This window comes from Verticiella sediminum (assembly GCF_007558815.1).
GTDB lineage: Bacteria > Pseudomonadota > Gammaproteobacteria > Burkholderiales > Burkholderiaceae_B > Verticiella > Verticiella sediminum.
On sequence record NZ_VLTJ01000026.1, the window covers coordinates 41,324 to 67,608 of the forward strand.

General features: G+C 69.8%; 20 protein-coding genes. 6 read left to right on the forward strand and 14 right to left on the reverse strand.

Annotated elements, in window-relative coordinates; translation table 11 throughout:
• Positions 1-57 precede the first annotated feature (57 nt).
• The 4 genes from FOZ76_RS13215 (at position 58) to FOZ76_RS13230 (ending at position 4,623) form a co-directional block, all read left to right on the forward strand.
• Complete coding sequence (locus FOZ76_RS13215) at positions 58-1,572, forward strand: helicase HerA-like domain-containing protein (RefSeq protein WP_143948745.1); 1,515 nt, start codon at positions 58-60, stop codon at positions 1,570-1,572.
• 244 nt (positions 1,573-1,816) lie between these two features.
• Positions 1,817-3,148 (forward strand): fimbria/pilus outer membrane usher protein, encoded by a 1,332-nt coding sequence (locus FOZ76_RS13220; RefSeq protein ID WP_143948746.1) that lies wholly within the window; start codon positions 1,817-1,819, stop codon positions 3,146-3,148.
• 79 nt (positions 3,149-3,227) lie between these two features.
• The gene (locus tag FOZ76_RS13225) at positions 3,228-4,082 is read left to right on the forward strand and encodes a helix-turn-helix transcriptional regulator (protein WP_143948747.1); all 855 of its coding nucleotides are present in this window, start codon (positions 3,228-3,230) and stop codon (positions 4,080-4,082) included.
• Positions 4,083-4,218: 136 nt separating this feature from the next.
• Positions 4,219-4,623: a cupin domain-containing protein gene (locus FOZ76_RS13230; protein ID WP_143948748.1), complete on the forward strand. Its 405-nt coding sequence runs from the start codon at positions 4,219-4,221 to the stop codon at positions 4,621-4,623.
• A 22-nt stretch (positions 4,624-4,645) separates the two neighbouring features.
• On the opposite strand, the gene FOZ76_RS13235 is transcribed toward FOZ76_RS13230, so the two are convergent.
• From FOZ76_RS13235 to FOZ76_RS13250, 4 genes are read right to left on the reverse strand one after another with little or no spacing between them, the layout of a single operon-like run.
• A complete protein-coding gene (locus FOZ76_RS13235) occupies positions 4,646-5,497 on the reverse strand; it encodes an IclR family transcriptional regulator (protein ID WP_143948749.1) in 852 nt (283 codons plus the stop codon).
• Between the two features lie 54 nt (positions 5,498-5,551).
• Positions 5,552-6,646 carry an NAD(P)H-dependent flavin oxidoreductase gene (locus tag FOZ76_RS13240; RefSeq protein ID WP_170235431.1) on the reverse strand — a complete coding sequence of 365 codons (1,095 nt, stop codon included), beginning with the start codon at positions 6,644-6,646 and terminating at the stop codon, positions 5,552-5,554.
• A gap of 55 nt (positions 6,647-6,701) precedes the next feature.
• Positions 6,702-7,694: a Bug family tripartite tricarboxylate transporter substrate binding protein gene (locus tag FOZ76_RS13245; protein WP_143948751.1), complete on the reverse strand. Its 993-nt coding sequence runs from the start codon at positions 7,692-7,694 to the stop codon at positions 6,702-6,704.
• Between the two features lie 57 nt (positions 7,695-7,751).
• A complete protein-coding gene (locus FOZ76_RS13250; protein ID WP_143948752.1) occupies positions 7,752-8,990 on the reverse strand; it encodes a CaiB/BaiF CoA transferase family protein in 1,239 nt (412 codons plus the stop codon).
• A 386-nt stretch (positions 8,991-9,376) separates the two neighbouring features.
• On the opposite strand from FOZ76_RS13250, the gene FOZ76_RS13255 reads away from it, so the two are divergent.
• The gene (locus tag FOZ76_RS13255) at positions 9,377-9,886 is read left to right on the forward strand and encodes a MarR family winged helix-turn-helix transcriptional regulator (protein WP_143948753.1); all 510 of its coding nucleotides are present in this window, start codon (positions 9,377-9,379) and stop codon (positions 9,884-9,886) included.
• A 30-nt stretch (positions 9,887-9,916) separates the two neighbouring features.
• Here the strand turns inward: FOZ76_RS13255 and FOZ76_RS13260 are convergent, their stop codons facing one another.
• The 4 genes from FOZ76_RS13260 to hmgA are packed head-to-tail and all read right to left on the reverse strand — an operon-like array spanning position 9,917 to position 13,828.
• Entirely contained in the window at positions 9,917-10,318 is a 402-nt protein-coding gene (locus FOZ76_RS13260; RefSeq protein WP_211366233.1) for a RidA family protein, read from the reverse strand.
• The gene (locus FOZ76_RS13265; protein WP_143948755.1) at positions 10,315-11,367 is read right to left on the reverse strand and encodes an ABC transporter substrate-binding protein; all 1,053 of its coding nucleotides are present in this window, start codon (positions 11,365-11,367) and stop codon (positions 10,315-10,317) included. Before FOZ76_RS13265 ends, FOZ76_RS13260 begins: the two co-directional genes overlap by 4 nt.
• Positions 11,364-12,479, reverse strand: a complete 1,116-nt coding sequence (locus FOZ76_RS13270) for an amidohydrolase family protein (protein ID WP_143948756.1) — start codon at positions 12,477-12,479, stop codon at positions 11,364-11,366. The genes FOZ76_RS13265 and FOZ76_RS13270 overlap by 4 nt, the downstream gene beginning before the upstream one ends.
• On the reverse strand, positions 12,476-13,828 hold the full coding sequence (gene hmgA / locus FOZ76_RS13275; RefSeq protein WP_143948757.1) for a homogentisate 1,2-dioxygenase: 1,353 nt from the start codon (positions 13,826-13,828) through the stop codon (positions 12,476-12,478). The genes FOZ76_RS13270 and hmgA overlap by 4 nt, the downstream gene beginning before the upstream one ends.
• Positions 13,829-14,002: 174 nt before the next feature.
• On the opposite strand from hmgA, the gene FOZ76_RS13280 reads away from it, so the two are divergent.
• Positions 14,003-14,647 (forward strand): flavin reductase family protein, encoded by a 645-nt coding sequence (locus FOZ76_RS13280; protein WP_143948758.1) that lies wholly within the window; start codon positions 14,003-14,005, stop codon positions 14,645-14,647.
• A 27-nt stretch (positions 14,648-14,674) separates the two neighbouring features.
• On the opposite strand, the gene FOZ76_RS13285 is transcribed toward FOZ76_RS13280, so the two are convergent.
• The 6 genes from FOZ76_RS13285 to FOZ76_RS13310 all read right to left on the reverse strand — a co-directional run bounded on the left by FOZ76_RS13285 (position 14,675) and on the right by FOZ76_RS13310 (position 26,176).
• Positions 14,675-15,919, reverse strand: a complete 1,245-nt coding sequence (locus FOZ76_RS13285) for an FAD-dependent monooxygenase (protein WP_143948759.1) — start codon at positions 15,917-15,919, stop codon at positions 14,675-14,677.
• 33 nt (positions 15,920-15,952) lie between these two features.
• Positions 15,953-16,942 (reverse strand): Bug family tripartite tricarboxylate transporter substrate binding protein, encoded by a 990-nt coding sequence (locus FOZ76_RS13290; protein ID WP_143948760.1) that lies wholly within the window; start codon positions 16,940-16,942, stop codon positions 15,953-15,955.
• Positions 16,943-17,428: 486 nt separating this feature from the next.
• Positions 17,429-18,850 carry an efflux transporter outer membrane subunit gene (locus FOZ76_RS13295; RefSeq protein WP_170235432.1) on the reverse strand — a complete coding sequence of 474 codons (1,422 nt, stop codon included), beginning with the start codon at positions 18,848-18,850 and terminating at the stop codon, positions 17,429-17,431.
• Positions 18,847-21,921 (reverse strand): efflux RND transporter permease subunit, encoded by a 3,075-nt coding sequence (locus FOZ76_RS13300; protein ID WP_143948762.1) that lies wholly within the window; start codon positions 21,919-21,921, stop codon positions 18,847-18,849. The genes FOZ76_RS13295 and FOZ76_RS13300 overlap by 4 nt, the downstream gene beginning before the upstream one ends.
• Positions 21,921-25,010 (reverse strand): efflux RND transporter permease subunit, encoded by a 3,090-nt coding sequence (locus FOZ76_RS13305; RefSeq protein WP_143948763.1) that lies wholly within the window; start codon positions 25,008-25,010, stop codon positions 21,921-21,923. The genes FOZ76_RS13300 and FOZ76_RS13305 overlap by 1 nt, the downstream gene beginning before the upstream one ends.
• Positions 25,007-26,176, reverse strand: a complete 1,170-nt coding sequence (locus FOZ76_RS13310) for an efflux RND transporter periplasmic adaptor subunit (RefSeq protein ID WP_143948764.1) — start codon at positions 26,174-26,176, stop codon at positions 25,007-25,009. Before FOZ76_RS13310 ends, FOZ76_RS13305 begins: the two co-directional genes overlap by 4 nt.
• Positions 26,177-26,285: the final 109 nt, after the last annotated feature.

Consider the following 26,285-nt stretch of genomic DNA (forward strand, 5'->3'; position numbering starts at 1 on the left):
AGGCCACGCAGCGACGCGGCCTCGGTAAACTGCACGCTCTGCCTGGAGACCACCGCCATGCCGCAACCCCTGTGCATCGCCCGCGACGCGGGCGAGGAAATCTGCCTGCTCCCCGGCCTGGCCAATCGGCACGGCTGCATCACCGGCGCCACCGGCACCGGCAAGACCGTCACCCTGCAGGTGATGGCCGAGCAACTCTCGCGCATCGGCACGCCGGTCTTCGTCGTGGACGTCAAGGGCGACCTCTCCGGCATTTCGCAGGCCGGCGCGCCCAATCCCAAGCTGCTCGAGCGGCTCCAGCGCCTGCATCTGGACGAGCCCGCCTGGGCCGCCTGCCCGGCCGCGTTCTGGGACGTGCACGGCGCACAGGGCCATCCGGTGCGCGCCACGGTATCGGACATGGGGCCGCTGCTGCTCGCGCGCATGCTGGGCCTGAACGACACGCAGGCGGGCGTGCTGTCGGTGGCGTTTCGCGTGGCCGACGACAACGGCTGGCTGCTGCTCGACATGAAGGATCTGCGCGCCATCCTGCAGTACGTGGCCGAGAACGCCTCGGCGCTGCGCACGCAGTACGGCAACGTCTCGTCGGCCTCGGTGGGCGCCATCCAGCGCGCCCTGCTGACGCTGGAGGACCAGGGCGGCAAGCAGTTCTTCGGCGAACCCATGCTCGACGTGGACGACCTGCTGCAGACGGTGGACGGCCAGGGCGTGGTCAATATCCTGGCCGCGGACAAGCTGATCGCGACGCCGCGGCTGTATGCCACGTTCCTGCTCTGGCTGCTCGCCGAGCTGTTCGAGCGCCTGCCCGAGGTGGGCGACCCGGCGCAGCCCAAGCTGGTGTTCTTCTTCGACGAGGCGCATCTGCTCTTCAAGGACGCGCCCCCGGCGCTGCTCGAGAAGGTCGAGCAGGTCGTGCGCCTGATCCGCTCGAAGGGCGTGGGCGTGTACTTCGTCACCCAGAACCCGCTGGACATCCCCGACACCGTCCTGGGCCAGCTCGGCAACCGTGTCCAGCACGCGCTGCGCGCCTTCACTCCGCGCGACCAGAAGGCCGTGCGCACGGCCGCCCAGACCATGCGGCCCAACCCGGGGCTGGATCTGGAAGCCGCGATCACGGAACTCGGCGTGGGCGAGGCGCTGGTCTCGCTGCTCGACGACAAGGGGCGTCCGGGCATCACGCGCCGCGCCTGGATCGCCGCGCCGGGCAGCCGCATCGGCCCGGCCACGCCCGAGGAGCGCGCGGCCGTGGCGGCGGGCTCGCTGGTCGGCAGCACGTATGAACAGACGGTGGACCGTCAATCCGCCTACGAGATGCTGCAGCAGCGCGCCGCGCCGCAGGCCGCGCCCGCCGGCAAGGCAGGCGGGGATGCGCAGGCCGGCACGCAGGCAACGGGCGGCCAGGGCGGCGGCTGGCTCGGCAGCCTGCAGGATCTGCTTTTCGGCACCACCGGGCCGCGCGGCGGCAAGCGTGACGGGGTCGTGCAGACCATGGCCAAGAGCACGGCGCGCTCGCTGGGCAACCAGATCGCGCGCGGCATCCTGGGCTCGCTCACGGGCGGCCGCCGACGCTGACCGCCGCGTCCCTGCACGGTAAGACGCCGGCAACATTGCCCGATGAAAATCGGCGGCGGCAGCGCTTTTTCTGAAGCGCCGAAAATGGCCTGGGCCCTGGGGCTAGCCATGTGCCCCGGCCGCCGACGCCTGGCCTTCACCGGCAGGCTTCGGTACCATACCAGGGCCACACAGCAGAACCACACAGCGAGAGCGCCGCCAGAGCGCCAGGAGGAGCTACCCGATCCCATCCCGCCGCTCATCGATGAGACTGCCGTCCACACCCCGCTCCGGCCTCGCTGCCCCGACCGCCCTCGCGGCGCTGCTGGCCGTCGGCCCGCCCGCGCTGGCCGAGCAGTTCCGGCTGGGCGTGGACTACTCGATCGAGGGCACGCTGCGCGAGGGCTCGGCTTGGGAGCAGGTGCGGTCGGGCAATCTTCAGGGCCGCCTGGGCACGCGCCTCGCCACACCCTGGGGCGAAGTGGTCCAGTCCGGCGTCACGCGATACGACTCGCTGGCCGCCATACGCGAGGTCTGGCGCGACCAGGCCTATTGGCAATACACCGATCCCGCTACCCAACTGCACTATCGCGCCGGCGATTTCCGCGCCGGCACCAGCCTGGGCTGGGTTCGCTCCTACGACATGACCGGCATTCAGGTACGCCGCTCCAGCCGCAAGGCCTTCGACACGGTCGAGGCGCTGACGCCGGACCCCGCGCTGCTGCGCAACGTCGACCCCGGCACGTTCAGCGCGAACGCCATGCCCGCCCTGCCGCCCATGGACGGCTCGGATCTGCTGGGCCGCGGCGCCACCGAGTACGGCGCACAGGCGGGCTATCTGCGGCTGGACCCGGGTTCCCCCAACGCGCGGTACGCCCCGGTGCCCATGGCTTCCGCGGGCCTGCGCTACGGACTCGCTCCCGCGCTGACGGCAGAGAGCTACAGCGAGGCCGCGGGGAATCTTCTGCGCCAGGGCGCCGGCCTGGTCGGCCGAATGGGCGGCATGGGCTACCTGGGGGTGGGCGCATCCTACAGCCGTGACCTTCTGGACGGCGGTGCCCAGTTCATGGCGACCTACCGCGGCGGCGACGACGACTTCGGCTATTTCGCCGGCACCCAGCTTCGCTCGGACGGCTTTCAAGACGGGCAGAGCCATGTACGCACATTGCTGTCGGAGCCAGGCACTGACTATTCACGGATCGACACCGTGGGCGTCGCCTGGCAGTTGTCTCAGCGCCCGAGCCGCTTTCGCTTCAACTACGTGCGGCTCACGCCGAGCGGCGCGCCGGTCTCCCGCCTGGTGAATCTCACCCATGCGACGGAATACGACGGGCACTTCGGCTGGTACACCAGCGTCTACCGCGACATTGACGACGGCAAGGACTTCGGCATGTATGTCGGCGTGCAGGTGCCCCTGGGCAAGGTCACGCGCAGCCAACCGGGCCCCGCCTTCGACTTTCGCGTGAACGGAGCCCCCGCCAGCCTGCGCAGCAGCGTCGGCTCGGCGACCGTGGGCAGCACAGGCTCGCTGCGCCTGGACCAAGGCGTGCGCGTGCACACCGGGCTCTACGACAGCTATCTGCGCGAAACGCTGTGACGAACCGGGCCGGCAAAGAGCGGGCCTGGACATGAAATAATGATTCTCACCATCTACCAGACCAGGAGCTGCGAATCCCATGGTCCGGGTGAAACCGACCGCGCCCCTCGGCTGGCACGAAGCCGGCCTCTGCGGGCTACTGACGCTGAGCGGCGGGGAAATCCGTGCGCCGATGCCCAGCCGCGCACACGAGGACAACGACGCCGGCTTGAAGGTGGTGTACGTGCTGGGCGGGCGGCTCAGCTATGCGCTGCCCGGTGGCAGCCCTCGCGAGGTGCGTGGCCCGGCCTGGCATTGCAGCTACAGTCGCGAGCCCTTCGGGCTCGCCCATGAGTTCGCCGTCGGCGGCGCGATCCGCTACGTCGCCGTGCGCGTGGCCGGGCGCCGGCTGCACGAGCTTGCGCCCGTGTCCGCCGAACGCCTGTGCCGGCGTGCACCCGCGGCACCGCTGCTGGTCGACAGCCGCGCGGGCGCGCTGGCCATCACGCTGGCGAGGCAGGTGCTGGCCTGTCCGCAGGAAGGCCCGCTGCGCACCCTGTACCTTGCCGGCAAGGCAATCGAACTGGTCACGCTGGCCCTCGACGCCCTGGGCACGGCCGCCGACGGCGCAGATCATCTCTCGCCCGCTGAACAGCGGCGCCTGTGCGAGGCCCGCGAGATTCTCGACCAGCAACTGGACGATCCGCCCACCCTGCACGAACTGGCTGGCGCCCTGGGCATGAACGCGACCCGGCTGTCGCAAGGCTTCCAGCGCCTGTTCGGACGCAGCGTGTATGCGCACGTGCGCGAGGCCAGGCTGCAACTCGCCTACGAGATGCTGCGCGAAGGCCGCATGCGCGTCGGTGACGCGGCGCACCGCTGCGGCTACACCGATTCCTACTTCACCAAGGTCTTCAAGCAGCGGTTCGGCGTGCTGCCCAGCGACCTGCGCTGACGAAGCGGTACGGGATCGCCAGCGCCGGATACGCGATCGCTAACGGCCAGGCCGGACTTCGCGCGAGCATTGACGTTCCCGCGAGCCGTCAGCGACCAGGAGCTGCGCGCCGCGCACTGACCGGATGGAGACCAGCATGTCGAACATACCCATCAGCACCCCCACCGCGATCGCGAACCACCTGATCGTCCTCGGACCTGAACACCAGGCGGCGCTGCAGCCCTTCGCCCGGCGCGCGGCGATCCAAGGCGACTGGATGATCGGCCTCAAGCCCTTCGCCCAGGATGCCGACGTGCATGCGGACCACTGGGAACGTCACGCTGCCGGCGACGAAATCCTCATGCTGCTCGCCGGCCGCCTGCGCGTGGTGATCGGCGGCCCCGACAGCGACGACCCCGCCACCCTCGTCCTGGAAGCCGGCCACACCCTGCGCGTTGCGCGCGGCCACTGGCACGGCCTCTCGGTCATCGAGCCCGGCCAGCTCCTTTTCATCACGCCCGCCCAGGGTACCGAACACCGCTCCCGAAAAGACGGGCGATGAGCGCACCCGCCCGGCCGGCGGCTCAGCGCCGGGCCGGGCCGGCCGCCGGCCCGCCCGACGCATTCAGCCCGACCACGGCCTCGAAACCGCGCAGGGCCTGCGCGAGCCGGGGCCCGATCTCGTCGCGCATGCGCGCCTCGGCGGTAGTGGCGCGCGGCATGCCGCAATTGACGACCAGCCGCTCGCCGTCGACCGCGCCGGCCAGCGGCACGGCCACCGCCGTCCGCCCGGAAGCCTGGCCGCTCGAATAGCAATAGCCCTGCGTACGCAGCGCGTCGGCGTCCGCGCCCGCCTGCTGATCCAGCCGGCGCGCCGCGGCGGGACTGCCCGCCAGGCGCGCCAGCAGGGGTGCGCGCTCCTCCGGCCGCGCCACCGCCAGCCAGGCGCGCCCCATCGCCGTCGAAGCAATCGGAATCAGCGAACCCATCTCCGCCACCGCGTTCGCACTGCCCGGCGCATTGAAGCTCTCGAGATAGATCATGCTGTCGCGATGCCGCGTGCCGAGCGACACAGAGCCGCCGAACTCGCGTGCCAGCTCGGCCAGCAGCGGCCGCAGCGACTGGCGCACGATCAGCCCGCCCAGCATCGGATACGCGATGGCCAGCACGCCGTTGGCGAGCCGGTATTTGGCGTACCGGCTGCTGTAGGCCAGGTAGCCCAGCGCGACCAGGGTGTAGGTGAGGCGCGACACCGTCTGCGGCGGCAGGCCGACGCGGCGGGCGATCTCGCCATTGCCCAGGTAGCGGTCCCGGGGCGTGAAGCAGCGCAGCACCTCCAGACCCTTGGCCAGCGTGCGCGCAAAACCCGGCGCGGCGGGCGCCGCCGCGTCCTCCAGGCTGACGGACACGATAGTGCCCGCACGCTTGCGCACCATGCTCAGCCTCCTTCGGGGGGCAGCGAACGCAGTGAGCGTGGGGATGGTTTCACTTCAGCCGGGCACATTCGCGTAGCCCTGCACCGCTTCGTCGACCATGCGCCGCATCACGTCGGCAACCCGGCTCACCTCGTTGAAGTGCGCGATGCCCTGGCTGGCCGGATAGTGCATCAAGGGTTCGACGCGATGCGTGTCGATCGCGCCCAGCAGGTCACCCACCAGGATGTCCTGGTAGGGCATGCGCAGGGGCGCGGGCGCGTCGGGTCGCGCCCAGGCCTCGCTCCAGGCCGTGCGCACCTGGCGCAGGGTCTTGCCGCTGTCCGCGCGCGAGATCACGGTGTCGTCGCTGCCGGCGGCCTTGAGCTTGGCCTGAAGGAGCGGGTCCAGGCCGTACTCCTCGGTGAGCAGCCAGGGCGTGCCGCACCAGACGCCCTGCGCGCCGAGGGCGAAGGCCGCGTTGATGTGCCTGCCGGTGGCCACGCCGCCGGCGGCCAGCACCGGTACGTCGCCGGCGAGGTCCACCACCTGCGGCACCAGCGAGAACGTGCCGATGCGCCCGGTATGGGCGGCCGCCTCGTGGCCCTGCGCCACCAGGATGTCCGCGCCCTTGGCCAGCGCGCTGCGCGCATGCTTGGGGCTGCCGACCAGGGCGATGACGGTCTTGCCGCGCGCATGCGCGGCCTCGATCAGGCCGGCCGGCGCGCCGATGCCGCAGGCCACGATGTCCACGTCCGCCGCCAGCACCCGCGCCATCTGCTGCGCCGCCATTTCTTCCGAGCGCACGAAGCGCGAGCGCAGGCCCGGCTTGTCGGACGGCGGCACGCCGAACTCCGTGCGCAGCGACTGCACGAAGGCGCGGTGGCCCTCGGGGATCTGCGCCTCGATGGCCGCCCGGTCGTCGTGCTCGGGCATGCCGTCGGGCAGCACCAGGTTCACGCCGAAAGGCCGCCTGCCCACGGCCGCGCGTATCGTGCGCAGCGCGTCCTCGATCTCGTCCGGCGTGCTGCGGGTGGCGCCGAAGATGCCGACGCCGCCGGCCAGCGTCACCGCGATCGTCACCTCGACACTGTGCGAAAAGCCGAACACGGCGTAGTCGCAGCCTAGCCGGCGGGCGATCTCACCCTGCTGCAAAGGATGGCTGGAAGTCATCGTCATTCTCCTCGTGGGTTGTCCCGATATCGAATACCGCCCGCGGCGTCGGGCGTCATTGCGTGACCGCGCCGCGCGCGACCACCGCCTTCCATTTGGCGAGGTCGCTTTCCAGCAACTGCTGGAAATCCTCCCCGCCGATGGGCGCGGGCACGGCCCCCACCGCGAGCAGCGCCTGCACCACCTCGGGCTCGCGCAGGATGGCGTGGATTTCCTCGCGCAAGCGCGTCGCGATCTCCGGCGGCAGACCCTTGGGCCCCGCGATCCCCCACCAGGCGCTGGTGCCGCGCAGTTCGGGATGGCCGAGTTCCTCGAAGGTTGGTACATCCGGCATCAGCGGATAGCGCTCGTCGCCCGTGGTCGCCACCGGCAGCACGCGGCCGGCCTGCCAGTGCGGCTCCATCGGGCCGAAACTGTCCACCGACATCGGCACTTCCCCCGAGGCCACGGCCACCGCCGCCTCGCCGCTGCCCTTGAAGGGCACGTGCAGCAGGTCCAGGCCCAGGCTCTCCCTGAACAATTCCATGCTGAGATGGTTGGCTGCGCCCACGCCGCTGGAGGCGTAGGCCGTGCCCGGATGCGCGCGCAGCCATGCGACAAGCTCGTCGAAATTGCGCGCCGGAATGCGCGAGGTGTTCACCCACAGCCCGCCCGCGCTGCGCACGATCACCGTGATCGGCGTGAAATCGCGCGTGACGTCGTAGGGCAAGGCCGGGTCTATCGCCTGGTTGATCGGCCCCGCGGCGTTGAACATGCCGAGCACGTAGCCGTCTGGCGCGGCCTGCTTCAGCGCCTGGGTGCCGATGCGCGTGTTGCCGCCGGCGCGGTTCTCCACCACGAAGGTGCCGCCCATGCGCTCGCCCAGGCGCTTGGCGACGAGGCGGGCGGTGGCGTCGGTGCCGCCGCCCGGCGCGTAGGGCACGATCAGGCGGACCGGGCCGCGCGGGTAGGCATCCGCGGCGAACGCCCGGCCATGGATGGCAAGCGGGGCGAGCGCGCACAGGGCCGGCACGGCGAGCAGGGCTCGCCGGGAACGGGAAATGGTCATGACGACTCCGTCGGAAGAGAGGATGCGCGTCCGGAAAAGACGGACGCGCTCGGCAACTCAGGCCACCCGGGCCGGCGGCTCGGTCTCGCCGCCCACGGCGCCTTCGGCGCACAGGGCGCGGATGCGCGCTTCGTCGTAGCCCAGCTCGCGCAGCACCTGCACGGAGTGCTGGCCCAGGCGCGGTACCGCCGAAGCGGTGGGTTCGGGTGCATCGCGCCAGCGGCAGGGCGCGCTGGGCACCGGCACGGCCTTGCCCAGGCCGTTGTCCACGGGCTGGAACAGACCGCCCAGGCGTACGTCGTCGGCCGCGACCACCTGGTCGTAGTTGCGCACCACGCCGACGACCACCCCGTGCGATTCGAGCAGTTCGCGCGCGGCCTCGCCGGCCATGCCGCCGAGACTGGCGTGCAGCTCGGCGATCAGCGCCGGCCGGTTGGCCAGGCGGCTGACGTTGTCCACGAAGCGCGCATCGTCCGCCAGGTCCGGCCGCCCGATCGCCTGGCACAGGCGGCGCCAGTGCTCCTGCAGATAGGCCGAGATCACGATGTGGCCGTCGGCGACCTGCACCAGGTCGGCGGCCGGCGCGGCCATCGGCTGCGAGTTGCCGGCGCGCGGCGGCAGCTTGCCGCTGTGGTGGTATTCGGACCAGATCTGCGCCTGCAGGTGCACCGCCACTTCGAGCAGCGAGGTGTCGATGGTCTGCCCTTCCCCGGTGCGCTCGCGATGGAACAAGGCCGCCGTGATCGCGCCGGACAGCGCCAGCGTGGTCGCCGCGTCGACCACCGCGAAGCCCACCTTCAGGGGCGCACCGCCCGGCTCGCCGGTCAGCGACATCATCCCGCTCTCGGCCTGCGCCGCGATGTCCAGCCCCGGCCGCTCGCGCGACGGGCCGCGCGTGCCGAACCCGGTGACCGACGCGTAGATCAGCGCCGGCTTGGCCTGGCGCAGCACGTCCGGCCCGAGCCCCAGGCGCTCCATGACGCCGGCGCGCGCGTTCTGCACCACCACGTCGGCGGACAAGGCCAGCTCGCGCGCCACGGCGCGCCCGCCGGCGCTGCGCAGGTCGAGCGCGATCGAGCGCTTGCGGCGGTTGTAGGCGACGTACATGGGCGACTGGACGCCCATGGTGGACGACTGGCGCGCGGCATCGCCCGCCAGGCTCTCGACCTTGATGACCTCCGCCCCCATGTCGGCCAGCAGCATGCTGGTGCCGGGAACGGCGATGAACTGGCCGAACTCGACGACGCGGATGCCGGCGAGCGGCAGGCGGGCGGAAGGCTGGGGTGTGGCGGGCATGCGGTCTCCTCGATGGCGTCTCGGCGCCTCGATGAGAAGTAAATCACATGCATTAAATGGCGACAACCAAGAGAGGCAATTTCCAATATGCGGGAAATGCTGCGGGGCGCCCGAACGGCATCCGAGGTGGCGTCGGGCTTTCCCGGCCATCCCCCGCCGCGGCTCGATGGGATGCATCACCGGCAAGGCCCACAGCCCCGACGCAGCAGCCATGAGAACGTGGTTAAATAAGACTTACTGGCAACTTATTATTCAATAACGCCGAACACCTGAGGGTTCCGCGACGCATGCCCGATCGGGCGACGCCGGTGGCCCCCTCCCATCATGGATGCATGCGCGGACAGCCGACGCATCACCGCGTATTTAAGCTGAGATGATCCTCGCGCATGCTTTGCCTTCAGAACTTCCTTCCCTACAAGATCTCGCGGCTTGACAACGATTTGAGCGCAGGACTGCAGCGCACCTACTCCCTGCGCTTCGGTTTGAATGTGTCGCAATGGCGCATGCTGGCGGCGGCCGCGCAGCTCGAGCCGACGTCGGTGACCGAACTGACGGATTACTCCGGCATGGACAAGGTCACGGTCAGCCGCGCGGTGCGCGAGCTGGTGGATCGCGAGCTGCTGGCGCGCATCCTGAACGAGAACGACAGGCGGCGGGCGACGATCACGCTCACCGAGGCTGGACGCTCCTTGTACGAACAGATCGCCCCGGAGGCGACGGCCTACGAGCAGGAGTTGCTGAGCGTGCTCGACGGCAAGGAACTGGCGGCACTGCACGGTTTTCTCGACAGGCTGCTGGACCAGGCCGCCGTACTGCGGCAGAGCCGCAGCCGGGTCTTCCCGGTCCAGCCGGCCGCGCCCGCCAAGCCCGCCAGGAAGAGCCGGCGCAGCGCCTGAGCGGTGCCCCACGGAGGGGCAAGCCGGTGATCAGTTGTCCTCGACCACGGCCACGGCCTCCACTTCCAGCATCAGCTCCGGCTTGGCCAGCGCCTGTACGCCGACCAGCGTACTTGCCGGCGGCTCGGTCTCGGACAGGAAGCCGGCCCTCACACGGCGAATCGTCGCGATTTTCTCGGGCGTGAGGTCGCGCACGAAGATCGTCGTCTTGACGACATCCTTCAGGCTGGCGCCGAATGCGGCCAGCGCGGTGTCCAGATTGCGGTAGACCTGGGCCACTTGCGCGGCCAGGTCGCCGACGCCGACGATGTTGCCTTCGCTATCGTAGGCAACCTGGCCGGCGACGTGCAGTACCGCATTGCCGGTGGACCGGACGACGTGCGTGAAGCCGCCGGGCCGTGCGAGTTCGGGAGGATTGCAGAAGGTATTCACGATGAAGTCTCCATGCGGGACGAGAGTTCGAGCGGCCTGGGATCGATCCATTGCGCAAGCTCGAAATCCTGTGTGATGAAACCATGGCGCAGCAGAAAATCCTTCTGCGATGCCACGGCGGCGATGAGCCTGTCGTCGAGTCCGACGGCCAGCGCGTGCGACGGTCCGTTCCGATACGCAGGTGCGATCCACTCCTCCGGGGCACCCACCTCGCGTGCGCACGTGCGGTTGGCGTCCGCCTCGTGCTGCTGCGCCCATCCTGCCGCTTCCCGCAGCGCCCGTAAATACTCGGCGACGACTTCCGGATGTTCACGGGCCAGCGTGGCGTCCACGGTGAGAATGTTGGGTACCTGGTTGTTGATGCCGATGTCGGGGCCGGGATGCGAACCCAGATCGACCACCTCGGTCGCGCCCAGCAAGGCCCGCAACTGCAGGCCCTGCGCGCCGGACGTGTAGATCGCGTCGACCTCGCCCCGGATGAAGGCGAAGACCTCGGCCTGCTGGCGCCGCATGCGCGCGCCGCCGGCCCACATCCAGCCGGACTCGTCTTCGTCGTCGGCGCCCTCGGGGATGTAGCGTTCCCGCACCGGTAGCTCGATCAGTTCGACGTCGTCCAGCGACGCGCCCGCCAGGCGCAGTGCGGAGTCATAGCCGCGCAGGCACATGGCGCGCCAGAAATCGATCTCCCCGCTGGTGCGCACGGGCAGCCCGAGCCTGCGCCGGCGAAGATCGCCGACGGTGCGGATGCCGGTTTCCGGCCGTGCCAGGATGGCCTGGTATTCCGGCGTCCAGGCAATGCCGACCAGCGCGGTGCCGGCGCCGCGCGCACGCGCCCAGATGGGGGGAATGTTGCCCCCCTGGCGGAAAAGCCGTGCCGTCCCATGGGTGAAGTGGGAGGCGCGTGCCTGCGCATCGCCGGCGGCTTCGATCGTATCCACCGACCACCCGATACCCTCCAGGCGCCTTTGAAGGATTCCCGCATCGAGCGCGATGCCCGAGGCGGTGGGCAGGGGGCAACGCGTGTACCAGAGTTGCCGTTCGAGGCTCATACGGCACGTACCATCGGCTTGGGGTCTATGCCGTAGAGACGCGCCGCGTTGCCGCAGAACAGCTTGGCCATGAACGTGTCGCCCAGGTCCGCGCGCCGGCTGTCGAAGTCGCCGACCAGATCTTCATGGGCCGCTTCGTCCTGGTGGGGCATGTCGCTGCCGATGATGGCGAAGTCGGCCCCCATGCGCTTGGTGACGTAGGCAAGATCCTCGTTGGGCTCGCAACCGACGAACACGCGGCCGTCGTCGAACAGGCGCCGGGCGTTCATCTTGCCGGCACGCTCGAGCGAGCCGACCGCGCCCAGCAGCCACTCGCAGCCCGTGGCCTCGAGAAAGGCCCAGCGCAGGTTCGGGAAATCGGCGGCGATCGTGCTTTCGATCAGGCTGTAGAAGCCGAACTGCACGCTGATCGGGCCCACCAGACGCTTCATGTGCGCCGGCCAGAACGGCTCTTCGCCGGGAATCCGGCGCAGATGGTCGAAGACCTGCCGCATGCCGGGGCTGCCCGAGCCCACGTGGACGGCCATGGCCAGGCCGTGCCGCTGCGCCTCTTCGTAGATCGGAAAGTGGGAAGGGTCGGCGACCGGGCGGTCCCATTCGATGCCGCGCATGAACACGGCGACGGCCGAGCCCATTTCGGCCACGCGGCGAATCTCGGCCACCGCCGCCTCGGGATCGCGGAAAGGCACGACGGCGCTGTAGAACAGGCGCCCGCCCGACGCGTTGCACTTCTGCGCGAGAAAGGTGTTGTAGCTCTGCATGAGCGCCGACTCCAGCGCGACGTCCTCACAGAGGTTCATCAGCCCGAACGTGGGATGGATGACCTGGTAGTCGAGGCCGCGGCGATCCATGTCCTTGAGCCGCTCGTCGGGCACGGCCAGGTGCTGGGAGTCGAGGTTGTACTTCTTGCGCAGCGAACGCTCGCCGGCAGTCGGCGAGGCGCCGAACAGCCGGACTTTCTCGTCGATCAGCCAGGCCGCGTTGAACACGCCCAGCGAGGTATCTTCGGGAAACCGCACCACGACCGGGCGTCGCGGGTAAAGGGCGGGGTCGAGGAACGACCAGGTTTCCTCGGACTCCATCACATGCGCGTCGGTGTCGATCACAATCATCGTTGAATTTCCTCGTTGGGGTTGCGGACGGGGTTGAAATGCGTGGCGAGATCGGACCAGCAGCGCCAGTAGTCCGCCTGCAGGGTGGGAGACTCCATGGCTTCGCGCGTCGGCCGGATCACATAGCGGCTCTCGAACATGAAGGCCAGGGTGTCGGGCAGCTTGTGCGGTTCGAGCTCGGCCGACACCGCTTTCTCGTAGGTTTCCCGATCGGGGCCGTGGGCGCTGTGGCTGTTGTGCAGGCTGCAGCCACCGGGCACGAAGCCTTCCACCTTGGCTTCGTACACGCCGCGGATCAGACCCATGAACTCGCTCATCACATTGCGGTGGTACCAGGGAGGCCGAAACGATTGCTCGGCCACCAGCCAGCGCGAAGGGAACAGCACGAAATCGACGTTCGCCACGCCGGGATCGGGCGAAGGCGAGGTGAGCACGGTGTAGATCGACGGGTCCGGATGGTCATAGCTCACCGTGCTGATGGCCATGAACTGGTCGCAGTCGTATTTGTAGGGAGCGAGCGTGCCGTGCCATGCGACCACGTCGAACGGCGACCAGGACTGCTCCGCGACCCAGAGGTTGCCCTGGAACTTGGCCACTACCTCGAAATGTCCCTCCCGCTGCTCGTATGCCGCGACCGGAGCGAGGAAATCGCGCGGGTTGGCCAGGCCGTTGGACCCGATCGGCCCGAGTTCGGGCAGCCGGAACGGCACGCCGTAGTTCTCACAGACGTAGCCTGCCGCCTCGCCCTCGGGCAGGTCCACGCTCATGCGCAAGCCGCGCGGGATGACGGCCAGCTCGCCGGGGGACACCTCCAGGATGCCTAGCTCGGTACGTATGCGCAGCAGGCCGGCCTGGGGAACGATGAGCATTTCGCCATCGGCGTTGTAGAACGAACGGTCGCCCATGGCCCGGTTCACGCGGTAGCGATGGATGGCGATACCGACCTGGGTGGCGGCGTCGCCGTTGCCGGCCATCGTGACCAGGCCTTCGATGAAGTCGGTCGGTGTCTGCGGCGCGGGCAGAGGGTCCCAGCGCAACTGGGTGGGCGTGGCAGGCGTGTCCACGAACGGAGCCGTTCTCAGGCTTGCGCTGCCCATGGGCTTGAACGGCGTGTGCCCGGCGGAAGGATGGATGCGATAGACCCATGTCCGCAGGTTCTCGGTGCGCGGCGCGGTGAAGGCCGTTCCCGAGATCTGCTCCGCATACAGGCCGTAAGGAGCCCGCTGCGGGCTGTTCTGCCGGGGCGGCAGGGCACCCGGCAGGGCCTCGGAGCTGAAATGATTGCCGAAGCCCGGCTGGTACGACAGCGCCTGCGTTGCCGTGGCGGGTGGAGTGCTGAAAGAACTCATGAAAGCGACCTCTCTTTCAGGGCGTTGGGAAAGCCGCGGAGGACCCGCGGGCGGGCGCCGGAGCCGGCTCGACGCTGCCGCTTCAGGCCTGCTCGGCCATCGAACCGATCCTGCATAAAGTTTCGAGTTAGTTTATATTGATACTATATTCACGTGCAAGGGTTCGAGGCCGACATGTACTTCAATCTTTCCGAGCTGGATGGGCGCAGTACCTACAAATTGATGACGAGCACCATCGTGCCGCGCCCGATCGCCTGGGTGGTCACGCTGGACAGGGAAGGACGGCGCAACGCCGCTCCGTTCTCGTTCTTCGGCCTGCTGTCAGGCGACCCGCCACTGCTCTGTATCGGGGTCGGCGCACGCGCCGGGGCGGCCAAGGACACGGGCATCAATCTGCGCGAGGGGGGCGAATTCGTCGTCAACCTGGTGTCTCGCAACCTGCTAGACGCCATGAACGTGACCGCCATCGACTTCGGTCCGGAAGTCGATGAACTGGAGATGGCGGGCCTGCGGACCGAGGCCTCGGTCCATGTGCGGCCGCCACGGATCGCCGACAGCCCGGTCGCGTTCGAGTGTCGGGTCGAGCAGGTACTGAACATCGCAGCCAACCGCTGGCTGATCCTGGGCGTTCCCCTGGCCGCCCACATCCGGGACGACGCGGTGCTGAGTGCCGAGAAGTGCTACATCGACAGCGGCCGCCTGGAGCTGGTGGGCCGCATGCGGGGCGGCGACGGCGGCGGCTACAGCCTGCAGGACCACCTGGTCGAACTGCCCGCGCTGACCAGGAGCCAGTGGGAGGCCGGCAAGGGCAGGCGCTGACGTGTGCAGCGGCGCCGGGGCAGCGCCTCAGGCCGGCCGGGATGCCGGCGCGACGGCAGGCGGCAGCTCCAGCCCTTGCGTGATGGCAACGGTGCCGGCGTCGTAGCCGTAGACCCAGCCATAGCGGTCATCGACCCGCTGGGAAGCCCATTCGCGCTCGATGTAGCGCTGCGCGGACGCCGGGTCGGCCAGCTCCGGGTTGTGCACCCTGCGCAACTGCTCGGCCGAGGTGCGGGTGATGCGCGCGGTGCGCGGCCGCCGGGCGGCCTCGTAGCGGCGTAACGCGAGTTCGGGCTCGTCGTCCTGGCAGAGGCACCGGGCCAGGACCAGGCTGTCCTCGATGGCCATGTTCGCGCCCTGGCTGAGAAAAGGCAGGGTGGAGTGACAGGCATCGCCCAGCAGCGTGATGCGCCCGACGCTCCAGGCATCCAGGGGCTCGCGCACGCGCAGGGCCCATTTGTAGGGTATGGCGATGTTGCGCACCATCAGTTGCACGGTAGGATGCCAGCCCGCCAGGTCTCCCAGGCATTCCTCGACGGTACCGGCCTCGGTCCAGGACTCCGACAGCCAGTCGTCGCGGTCCACCATGGCGATGAAGTTCAGCAGCGCCCCCTGGCGGACCGGGTAGGTGACGATATGCGCGGTGGGCCCCAGCCACATGCTGCCGCCACGCAGGTTGACCGCGCCCTCGATGGGGGCCGCCGGGATCAGCCCGCGCCATGCGATACAGCCGGTGAACTCGGGCGAATCCGGCCCGAACAAGGCCTGGCGGACCCGCGAGTGGATACCGTCGGCGCCGACCAGGACCGGCTCTTCGGCGCTGCTGCCGTCGGAGAACCGGATCTGTACGCCGGCGGCTGTCTGCGCAATGCCGTCACAACGTTTGTCGAGGAGGACCGCATCGGGCTTGAGCGCCAGCACGGCCTTGAGCAGCATGGCGTGCAGATCCGCGCGGTGGAACGTGAGGTAGGGAGAGCCATACTGCTCGTTGGCGCGATCGCCGAGCTGCATGAAGGTGCTCTTCTGGCCCGTGTTCCAGAGATAGTTGTCCTTGCCCTGGGTCCGGGTGCCGATCGCCATGATCTCGTCCGTGAGCCCCAGTTCCATCAGAACCTTGCTGCCGTTGGGCGTGATCTGCACGCCCGCGCCGATCTCGCCCAGTTCGGATGCCTGTTCGTAGACTTGCACGTCGAACCCCCTGCGCAGCAGCGCGAGTGCCGCGGCAAGCCCTCCGATGCCCGCGCCCACGATGCCGATGCGACTCTTGTTCATTGCCATCTCCTTGCAGCGTTCCACCCGAAGTCATCATTCAAGGGTGATGTTGTTGGCCTTTATGACCGTACCGAGTTCTTTGCGCTCCTGCGTCAGCCGCTGTGCGAAGGCCGCCGGGTCGAGAAACTCGGGGTCCAGGCCGATGTCCCGCAGCCGGGCCTGGATCGCGTCATCCGCCATCGTGTCACGCAATGCCGCCACCAGTTTCCCGAGCACGTCGGCCGGCACCCCGGCCGGCACCGCGAGCCCCTGCAGGCCGGCGATCTGGAAGTCGTCGTAGCCGAGGCTGCGCATGGTCGGCACCTCGGGCAGGAAGGCCGTGGGCTCCGCGCTGCCCAGGGCGAGCGGGCGCAGGCGGCCATCCTTGATCAAGCCGGCCACGGCGGCGTAGTCGACGAGCATGGCCGTCACCCGGCCGCTCATCAAGTCCGGGATGGCGGGGGAAATGCCTCGATAGGGCACGTGCACCAGATCGATGCCGGCGCGGTACTTCAGTGCCTCCATGCCGAGGTGATGCGGCGAGCCGACGCCTGGCGATGCGTACGAATGCGTGCCGGGGGGCGCACTCTTGACGTTCTCCACCAGTTCCGCCATGGACTGGAAGGGGGAACTGGACGGCACCACATAGGCCATCGGGAAGCTCGCCACCATGCCGACCAGCGAGAGGTCGTCCAGCGTATAGCTGGACTTGACCTCGAGCAGCGGGTTCACGACGAAAGTGGTCAGGCTGCCGAGCAGCATGGTGTAGCCGTCGGGCTGCGCGCGGGCCACGAAGCCCGCGGCGATCGTCGTCGACCCCCCGGGTTTGTTCTCCACGACGACAGGCTGCCCGAGTTCTTCGCTCATGCCGCCCGCAAGAATGCGAGCGAGATTGTCGGAACCTCCACCGGCGGCGAACGGCACCACCATGACGATGGGCCGGGTGGGATAGGCATCGCTTGCACAGGCTGGCGCGGCGCCGAGGGCGGTGGCCAGCCCGAGGCCGAACAACGTGATCAGACAGGAACGTAGGCATGTCGACATGGCGGATCCTTGCGAGGGCGGTGAGAGCAGTGAGTCGCTTCCGCCTGAAGGCGGGAGCTTCCTCGCCACCAAATGGAGGCGCCTTCGGCGCCAGGATGGGCTTGCCTCGCTAGACCTCGCCGTCAACGGCGAGGCTTGCGCTTTGGCCCATGGTCAAGACAACCGGAATTCATCCAACAAGGGCGCCCGGTCGAACCGGGCGTTCCATTGTAGTTTCATAATAGACTACTTATTAACCTTCGGCAAAGATTCCTTGAACATGAAGATAGGGTCGCAGCGGTGGGCAGGGACGAGCCAGTCTCGACCGGGCTCCCCCGCGGCATCGCTTGCCGGGTCATTCATTACAACAGAGACTACAGAGAAACTTATTGCACGAGATACGCGCCGATGCGACGGGTCGCGCGAGTCCGCGCGTGCGACCGACGGCCCGGCCGCACGCGATGCCATGCTCCGCTCATCGCGATCGCCGCTTGCATCCGCCCGTGGTCAAAGGCCGCGCTCCCACCCGCCACCCGTCGCGGCGATCAGGGCCACCGTCGCATCCAGGCGCGCGCCGACGCGGTCGAGCAGGTCGCGCCGGGCCGCCAGCGTCGTGTTCTGCGCCACCGCCACGTCCAGGAAGGACACCATGCCGGCGGCATACTGGTTGCGCATCAGGCGCTCGGCCTCGGCCGCCAGGGCCACGACCTCCTCCTGCCGGGCGATGACATCGTCCAGCGTCACGATGGCCGCTAGCGCATCCTCGACTTCCTGCATGGCCGCCAGCACGCGCTGGCGATAACGGGCCGCTGCCTCGTCGGCTACGGCCTGGGCGCGCTCCAGGCCGGCGGCCCGCGCGCCGCCGTCGAACAAGGTGGCGGCCAGCGCCGGGCCGATCGACCAGACGCGGGCCGGGGCGCTCAGCCATTGCCCCAGCGTGGCGCTCTGCCAGCCGCCGGAAGCTTGCAGGGTGAAGTCCGGAAACCACGCGCGCTGCGCAACGCCCACGCGCAGGTTGGCCGCATGTGCATCGTCGGCCGCCTGCACCACGTCGGGCCGGCGCTCGAGCAGCGCCGACGGCAGCCCGGCCGGAACGGATGGCGGCGCCGGCACATCGGCGACGGGCGCGAGCCGGAAATCCGCGGGCGCCAGCCCGAGCAGCACCGCGAGCGCATGCTCCAGCGCTGCCCGCGCGCTCTCCTGCTCGCGCAACTGAACCCGCACGGCGGCGAGCTGAGTCTCGGCGAGCAGCACGTCCGAACGCGCCACCAGACCGACGTCGTACTGGTTGCGCGTGAGCGCCAGCGAGCGGGCGTAGGCTTCTTCGGTGGCGCGCAGCATGCGCGTCTGCGCGTCGAGCACGCGGATGCGCAGGTACTGGCGCGCGTACTCGGCCTCGACGAGCAGGCGGGCGCCGCCGACGGCGGCCTGCTGCGCGCGGACGTCGAACTGCGCGGCGTCGGCTTCTGCGCCGGCGCGTCCCCATACGTCCGGCGTCCATGCCAGGTCGAGCCCAGCCACGTAGCGACGCGCCGCGGCCTCTGCACCGCCGCCGCTGCGGCTGGCCGCCGCGCTGGCATCCACGCGGGGCCACAGGGTTGCGCGCGCACCGTTGGCGGCGGCAACCGCCTGTCGATGGCGCGCCTGCGCCTGCGCCAGGTCCTGGTTGTTCGCAGCCACCGAGGTCAGGCTTCGCAACAGTTCATCGTCGGCCAGCACGGCCCAGGTGGCACCTCCGGTCTGCGGCATCGCGGGCGCGGCTTCGCGCCACGGCCCGGCATGCCGAAAGCGTTCGGGCATGTCCGGCACAGCCGGTGTTACCGGCTCGATGGCGCACGCGGCCAGGGCAGCGGACACGGCCAGCACGGCCAGTCCGCGCATGCGTCGGCATCCGCGCGCCGCGCGGCCGCAATCTCGGCGCACAGTCATGACATCTCCTTGGAGGGGAACGCCCGGGCCCGGCCTCGCCACCATGCGCCCGCACGATCCAGCAATACGTACACCGCCGGCGTGGTGTAGAGCGTGAGCAGTTGGCTCACCGCCAGTCCGCCCACGATCGTGATGCCGAGCGGACGGCGCAGCTCGGCGCCCTCGCCCATGCCGATCACCAGCGGCAGCGCGCCCAGCAGGGCCGCGCAATTGGTCATGAGGATGGGCCGCAGGCGCAGGCGCGCGGCCTCGGCGATGGCCTCGCGCGCCGGCCGGCCGCGCCTGCGCTGCTCGGCCAGCGCGAAATCGACCATCAGGATCGCGTTCTTCATCACCACGCCGATGAGCAGAAACAGCCCGAGCAGCGCGATCAACGAGAACTCGGTACCGCTGGCGCGCAGGGCCAGCAGAGCGCCCAGTCCGGCGGACGGCAGCGTCGAGAGTATGGTCAGCGGCTGCCAGGTGCTTTCATAGAGCACGCCGAGCACGAGGTAGACCGCCACCAACACGGCCAGGATCATCCAGGGCTGCGCATCGAGCGCGGCGCGCAGGCTGCCGGTCTGCTCGCCGAGCCCGGCATGCACCTGGGTGGGCATGCGCAACTGCGCCATGCGCGCATCGATCGCGTCCAGGGCTGCGGCGAGCGACACCCCGGGCGCCAGCGAGAAGTCGATGCCCACGGCGGCGAACTGCCCATCGTGGCGCACGCGGTCGTTGACCATGTCGTAGCGGTGGCGCGCGAAGCTCGACAGCGGGATGCGCCGGCCATCCGCCGCGACCACCAGCACGTCGTCCAGCGCATCGGGGGTCTGCGTCTGGCGCGGGTCGATTTCCATCACCACGCGATACTGGTTGAGGGCGTCGTACAGCGTGGCCACCTGGCGCTGGCTGAACGAGTTGTTCAGCACGCCGTTCACCAGGCGCATGTCCACGCCCAGGCGCTGGGCGGCCTCGCGGTCGATGTCCAGCATCACCTGCAGCGTCGCTTCGTCGCCCACCGAGTCCACGTCGGCGAGCTCGGGCAGCTCGCCCAGCGCAGCCGATACGCGCGGCGCCCAGGTTCGCAGCAGCGCCAGGTCGCCCGAGCGCAGCACGAAGGAATACTCGCCGCTCTCGCTGAAGGCGCCCGGCGGGTTCAAGTCCTGGTCCACGTTCACGAAGAACATGCCGCCGGGCACGGGCGGCGTCGCCGCGCGCAGGCGCTCGAGCACCGCGCCGGCCGGCTCGCCGCGCTCGGCCAGCGGCTTGAGGCGGATCTGCATGGAGGAGTTGCTGCCGCCGAAGGCGCCGCCGCTCGAGCCGATGACGTCGGCCACGGCGGGGTCGGCCAGCAGCATGCGGCGGTACACGTCGATCTTGGGCTGCATGACCTGGAACGAGAACCCGTCGTCGCCGCGCGCGAAGCCGCGCAACTGGCCGGTATCCTGGGTCGGCAGGAAGACTTTGGGCAGGCCGGCATAGAGGAAGACGCTGCCGGCGGTGGCGAGCGCCAGCACGCCCACCGCCAGCCAGGGATGGCGCAGGGTGGCGGCCAGCGACCTGCCATACGCCTGGGCCAGCGGTGCCTGCCAGCGCGGCGCGCGCGCCGGCGCGGCGGCCCATGCGCCCTCGCGCGCGCAGAGGCTCGGGATCAGGGTGACCGCCAGCAGCAGCGACAGCAGGATGGCGGCGATCAGGGTCAGCGAGAACTCGCGGAACAGACGCTCGACCAGCCCGCCCATCAGCAGGACGGAGGCGAACACGGCCACCAATGCCAGCGTCATTGCGATCAGCGTGAAGCCCACCTCACGCGTGCCGCGCATGGCGGCGCGGCGGCCCGACATGCCGCGCTCGCGATGGCGGCTGATGTTCTCGGCCACCACCACGGCATCGTCCACCACGAGCCCGGTGGCCACGATCAACGCCATCAGCGACAGGTTGTTGAGCGAGAAACCCGACAAGTGCATGACGGCGAAGGTGCCGAGCACGGCGACCGGGATCGACAGGCTGGGCACGATCGCCGCACGCAGATTGCCCAGGAAGGCCCCGACCACCAGGACCACCAGGACGCAGGCCAGCACGAGCGTCAGGTGGGCTTCGTGCAGGGTCGCGCGGATGCCGGGCGAACGATCGATCACCACCGCGAGTTCGGCATCCCCGGGCAGCAGCTCGCGCAGCACGGGCAGCAGGTCGCGGATCGCATCGATGGTCTGCACGATGTTGGCGCCCGGCTGCCGGCTCACGCTCAGCAGCACCGCCGGGCGCTCGTTGTGAAAGCCGCTGCTGTAGCGATTCTCCACCGAATCGCTGACCGCCGCCACGTCGCCCAGGCGCACCGCGGCGCCGTCGCGGTAGCGCACGATCAGCTCGCGATACTCGGCCGCGGTGCGCAACTGGCCGGTGCCCCGCACATCCCAGCGCAGACGGTCCGACTCGATGCTGCCGGCCGGCTGCCAGGCGTTGGCATCGACCAGGGCCTGGCGCACTTCGTCCAGGGCCATGCCGTAATGGCTCAGCGCCTGCGGATTGAGCTGCACGCGCACGGCGGGCAGCGAGCTGCCGCCCACGCTGACGTCGCCCACGCCGGGCACCTGGGCGATCTTCTGCGCGAGCACACTGGCGGCCACGTCGTACAGCCGGCTCGGCGCCAGGTTGGGCGAACTCAAGGCCAGTGCCAGGATGGGCGCCTGCGAAGGGTTCACCTTGCGGTAGCTGGGGTTGCCGGGCATGCCCGCGGGCAGTTGGCCCCGCGCGGCATTGATGGCCGCCTGCACGTCGCGCGCGGCGGCATGGATGTCGCGGTCCAGGTCGAACTGCAGGCTGATCCGCGTGGCGCCCTGGTTGCTCGAGGAGGTGATCGAGGTCACGCCCGCGATGGCGCCGAGCGCCCTTTCGAGCGGTGCGGCAACCGTGCTCGCCATGCTTTCCGGGCTCGCGCCCGGCAGGCTCGCGCTGACCTGGATGGTCGGGAAATCCACCTCGGGCAGCGGCGCGACCGGCAGCAGCCGCCAGGCGAGCAGCCCCGCCAGCGCGATCGCGAGCGCCATCAGGCAGGCCGCCACGGGCCGCTCGAGAAACAGCCGGGGCAGCATCAGCCCGGCCTCGGCAGGCGGTCCCCGCGCGCGCGGGCGGGGCGGGCACGGCGCAGGCGATCGAAGGCCAAGTAGATCACGGGCGTGGTGTAGAGCGTGAGCACCTGGCTCACCAGCAGCCCGCCGACCATGACCAGGCCCAGCGGCTGGCGCAGCTCCGCGCCGGAACCCGTGGCGAACATCAGGGGCAGCGCGCCGACCAGGGCGGCGAGCGTGGTCATCAGAATGGGCCGCAGACGCTGCAGGGCCGCCTGGCGGATCGCATCGCGCGGCGCCATGCCGAGGCTGCGTTCGGCATCGAGCGCGAAATCGACCATCATGATGCCGTTCTTCTTGACCAGGCCGATGAGCAGCACGATGCCGATCACCGCGATCAGGTCCAGCGGACGGCCGGACAGCAGCAGCGCCAGCAGGGCGCCGACCGCCGCCGACGGCAGTGTCGACAGAATGGTGACGGGGTGCACCGTGCTCTCGTAGAGGATGCCCAGTACGATGTACATGGTCACCACCGCCGCCAGGATGAGCCACAGCGTGTTGGCGAGCGAGGCCTCGAAGGCCTGCGCGGCGCCCTGCAGGCGGAACTCGATCGCGCCCGGCAAGCCCATCCCCGTACGCACCTCCTGCACCACGGCGACGGCATCGCCCAGCGACACGCCGGGCGCGGTATCGAAGGACACGGTCGCCGCGGGAAACTGCCCGACGCGGCTCACCAGCAGCGCAGCCTGCTCCTGCCGCACGCGCGCGAGCGAGGACAGCGGCACCAGCGCGCCATCGGCCGAGCGCACGCGCAGGCGTTCGAGATCCGCCGGCCCGCGCGCCAGCGCCGGGTCGGCCTCGAGCACGACGCGGTACTGGTTGGCCTGCGTAAAGAGCGTGGAGATCTGGCGCTGCCCGTAGGCGTCGTAGAGCACGGCGGCCACGTCGGCCAGGCTCACCCCCAGCCGGGCGGCCGCGTCGCGATCGACCTCCAGCCAGACACGCAGGCCGTCACGCTGGCGATCGCTCGCCACGCCGGACAACGCCGGGCGTGCCGCCAGGGCCTCGACCACCCGGGGCACCCAGTCGTCCAGCAGCGCCTCGTCCGGCGAGGTCAAGGTGAAGCGGTACTGCGTGCGCGATACCGTATCCTCGATGCTGAGTTCCTGTACGGGTTGTAGGTACAATTGCAGTCCGCCCAGGCTCGCGGACGCCTGCTGCAAACGGGCCATCGTCTGCGCCAGTGGCCCCGTGCGCTCGGCCAGGGGCACCAGCTCGATCAGCATGCGGCCCATGCTGGGCGTTGCGTTGACGCCGTCCACGCCCACGAAGGCGGCCACGCCCGCAACGTCCGGATCTTCGCGCAGCGCTGCGGCCAGCGCCTGCTGGCGCTCGGCGAGCACCGAGAACGCCATGGTCTGCGGCGCCTGCGTCACGCCTTGCAGCACGCCGTTGTCCTGCACCGGAAAGAAGCCCTTGGGCACCAGCAGGTACAGCAGCGCCGTCAGCGCCAGCGTGGCCAGCGCAACCAGCAGGGTCAAGCCCTGGCGCGCCAGCACCCAATCCAGCGAACGCGCATAGCGCGCCAGCATGCGATCCATGAAACCCGGCCGCGAGCGCGCCGCGGCGTGCCCTTGCGCCGGCAGCATGCGCGCGCACATCATCGGCGTGAGCGTCAGCGAGACCGCCAGCGAGATCAGGATGGCCACCGCCAGCGTGATGGCGAACTCGCGGAACAGCCGGCCCACCACGTCGCCCATGAAGAGCAGCGGAATCAGCACGGCGATCAGCGATACCGTCAGCGAGACCAGGGTGAAGCCGATCTGGCGCGCGCCGGCCAGCGCGGCCTCGAGCCGGCCGGCGCCCTGCTCCCGATGCCGCGCGATGTTCTCCAGCATGACGATGGCATCGTCCACCACGAAGCCGGCCGCGATGGTCAGCGCCATCAGCGTGAGATTGTTGATCGAGAAGCCCGCGAGATACATCACGCCGAACGTGCCGATCAGCGACAGCGGCACGACCACGCCCGGGATCAGGGTGGCGCACAGTTCGCGCAGGAACAGCCAGGTGACGAACACGACCAGGCAGATGGCGAAGACAAGCTCGATCTGCACCCCGCGCACCGAAGACCGGATGCTGTGCGTACGGTCGGTGAACACCGCCACGTCGAGCGCGGCGGGCAGGCTCGCCGTCAGTTGCGGCAGCAGCGCCTGGATGCGGTCGACCACTTCGATCACGTTGGCGCCCGGCTGGCGCTGCACGTTGACCAGCACGGCCGGCTGCTCGCCCACCCAGGCAGCGAGCCGGCGGTCCTCCGGCCCGCGCTCGACGCGCGCCACGTCGCCCAGGCGCAGCGGCGCGCCGCCGGGCCAGGCCAGGACCAGGTCGCGGTATTCCTCCACGGTGCGCAACTGATCGTTGGCGTCCATCAGCACGGTGCGCACAGGGCCGTCGAAACTGCCCTTGGGCTGGTTCACGTTGGCCGCGGCGACGGCCTGGCGCACGGACTCGAAATCCAGCCCGCGCGCGGCGAGGGCGTCGGGGTCGAGCTGGATCCGGACGGCCGGGCGCTGCCCGCCCGCCAGGCTGACCATGCCCACGCCCGGCACCTGCGCGATGCGCTGCGCCAGCCGGGTGTCGATGAGGTCGTACACCTCGGGCAGCGGCAGCGTGTCGGACGTGGCCGCCAACGTGATGATGGGCACGTCAGCCGGATTGACCTTGCGGTATACGGGCGGCGCGGGCAGGCCGTCGGGCAACAGGTTGGCGGCCGCCGCGATGGCTGCCTGGACCTCCTGTTCGGCCACGCCCATGTCCAGACCGAGCGAGAACTGCAGGGTGATGACCGAGGCTCCCGCCGAGCTCGACGAGGACATCTGGTGCAGGCCCGGAATCTGGCCGAAACGCCGCTCCAGCGGCGCCGTGATCGTGCTCGCCGTGAGCTCCGGGCTGGCGCCCGGATGGAAGGTGAACACCTGGATGATGGGGTAGTCCACCTGCGGCAGCGCCGCCACCGGCAGCAGCCGCCACGTCAGCACGCCGCAGAGCACCAGCGCGAACATCAACAGGCTGGTGGCGACCGGCCGCAGGATGAAGGGCCGCGACAGGTTCATCGGCTTTGCGCCGCCTGAGCAGCGCCCTGGACGGCGACCGCGCGGCCCTCGCTGAGGCGGTCCAGCCCTTCCAGCACCACCTGCTCGCCGCCCGCCAAGCCCTCGGAGACAGCGACCTCCCCATCGGCCGTCGGGCCGAGCACGACACTGCGCGTGCGCGCCCTGTCCTCGCCATCGACCAGATAGACGTAGGTGCCGCGGGCGCCATACTGCACGGCATCCACCGGGATCACGACCGCGTCGTCCAGCGTGCGCACCTGCAGGCGCACGTTGACGAACTGACTGGGGAACAGCCGCTCCTCGGTATTGGCGAACTCCGCGCGCAACTGCAGCGTTCCGGTGGCGGGATCGATCTGGTTGTCGAAGGTACGCACCTGTCCCGTGGCGAGCACTTCGCGGCGTTCGCGGTCCCAGGCCTGCGCCGCCAGCGCCTCGCCGGCCCGCAGCGCGCTCAGGATGTGGGCCATCCGGGTCTCGGACACGCTGAACAGTACCGAGATCGGCCGCGTCTGCGTGATGAGGGCAATGCCGTCGGCGTCCGCCGCCTGGATCAGGTTGCCCGGATGGGCCCGCCGCAAACCCACGCGGCCCCCGATGGGCGCCACGACGCGCGTGTAGTCCAGCCGCAGTTGCGCTTCGTCGACGGCAGCCGTCTGCGCCTGCAGGCTGCCTTCATGCTCGCGCACCAGGGCCTCCTGCGTCTCCAGTTGCCGGCGCGCCACCGAATCCTGCTGGTGCAGCGTGCGAAAGCGCGCCAGGTCGGCCCGGGCGTTGCGCAACTGGGCCTGGATCTGGCGCAACTGGCCGCGCGCCTGCGCGAGAGCGATCTCGTAGGGCCGGGGATCGATCACGGCGAGTAGCTCGCCGGCCTGCACCTCCTGCCCCTCGGCAAAACGTATCTCGAGCAGCTCCCCGTCGACGCGGCTGCGCACCAGCGCCTGGCCGAGGGGCGCCACCGTCCCGACCGCATCCAGGTGTATCGGCAGCGGGGCGCGGCGCGCCGGCACGACGGTGACCGGCACCGGGCCGGCATACTGGCCGCGTACAGGCGGCGCGGAGGGCGCGGGCCGCAGCAGCAGGTAGAGCGCGCCGGCCACGATCGCGAGCACGATCGCGGCGACGAGGAACCGTCGAGAGCCGCGGCGCGGCGAGGATGCTTGAGCCATGAACCTGTCGGACGGCTGCGTCCGGGCAAAACCGCCATTATGCAGTAATGAGAAGCATTATCGGAACTTATGTCTGTCTTCGATAGGGCGCCGCTGGTGCCGAATTCGT

Bases quoted from the DNA above. Each gene is read 5' to 3' on its own strand.
- FOZ76_RS13285 (WP_143948759.1), bottom strand. From the start codon at position 15,919: ATGAACAAGAGTCGCATCGGCATCGTGGGCGCGGGCATCGGAGGGCTT.
- FOZ76_RS13270 (WP_143948756.1), bottom strand. From the start codon at position 12,479: ATGATTGTGATCGACACCGACGCGCATGTGATGGAGTCCGAGGAAACC.
- FOZ76_RS13255 (WP_143948753.1), top strand. From the start codon at position 9,377: ATGCTTTGCCTTCAGAACTTCCTTCCCTACAAGATCTCGCGGCTTGAC.
- FOZ76_RS13290 (WP_143948760.1), bottom strand. From the start codon at position 16,942: ATGTCGACATGCCTACGTTCCTGTCTGATCACGTTGTTCGGCCTCGGG.
- FOZ76_RS13230 (WP_143948748.1), top strand. From the start codon at position 4,219: ATGTCGAACATACCCATCAGCACCCCCACCGCGATCGCGAACCACCTG.
- FOZ76_RS13310 (WP_143948764.1), bottom strand. From the start codon at position 26,176: ATGGCTCAAGCATCCTCGCCGCGCCGCGGCTCTCGACGGTTCCTCGTC.
- FOZ76_RS13250 (WP_143948752.1), bottom strand. From the start codon at position 8,990: ATGCCCGCCACACCCCAGCCTTCCGCCCGCCTGCCGCTCGCCGGCATC.
- FOZ76_RS13305 (WP_143948763.1), bottom strand. From the start codon at position 25,010: ATGAACCTGTCGCGGCCCTTCATCCTGCGGCCGGTCGCCACCAGCCTG.
- FOZ76_RS13225 (WP_143948747.1), top strand. From the start codon at position 3,228: ATGGTCCGGGTGAAACCGACCGCGCCCCTCGGCTGGCACGAAGCCGGC.
- FOZ76_RS13245 (WP_143948751.1), bottom strand. From the start codon at position 7,694: ATGACCATTTCCCGTTCCCGGCGAGCCCTGCTCGCCGTGCCGGCCCTG.
- FOZ76_RS13295 (WP_170235432.1), bottom strand. From the start codon at position 18,850: ATGACTGTGCGCCGAGATTGCGGCCGCGCGGCGCGCGGATGCCGACGC.
- FOZ76_RS13215 (WP_143948745.1), top strand. From the start codon at position 58: ATGCCGCAACCCCTGTGCATCGCCCGCGACGCGGGCGAGGAAATCTGC.
- FOZ76_RS13280 (WP_143948758.1), top strand. From the start codon at position 14,003: ATGTACTTCAATCTTTCCGAGCTGGATGGGCGCAGTACCTACAAATTG.
- FOZ76_RS13235 (WP_143948749.1), bottom strand. From the start codon at position 5,497: ATGGTGCGCAAGCGTGCGGGCACTATCGTGTCCGTCAGCCTGGAGGAC.
- FOZ76_RS13300 (WP_143948762.1), bottom strand. From the start codon at position 21,921: ATGCTGCCCCGGCTGTTTCTCGAGCGGCCCGTGGCGGCCTGCCTGATG.
- FOZ76_RS13220 (WP_143948746.1), top strand. From the start codon at position 1,817: ATGAGACTGCCGTCCACACCCCGCTCCGGCCTCGCTGCCCCGACCGCC.
- hmgA (WP_143948757.1), bottom strand. From the start codon at position 13,828: ATGAGTTCTTTCAGCACTCCACCCGCCACGGCAACGCAGGCGCTGTCG.
- FOZ76_RS13240 (WP_170235431.1), bottom strand. From the start codon at position 6,646: ATGACTTCCAGCCATCCTTTGCAGCAGGGTGAGATCGCCCGCCGGCTA.
- FOZ76_RS13265 (WP_143948755.1), bottom strand. From the start codon at position 11,367: ATGAGCCTCGAACGGCAACTCTGGTACACGCGTTGCCCCCTGCCCACC.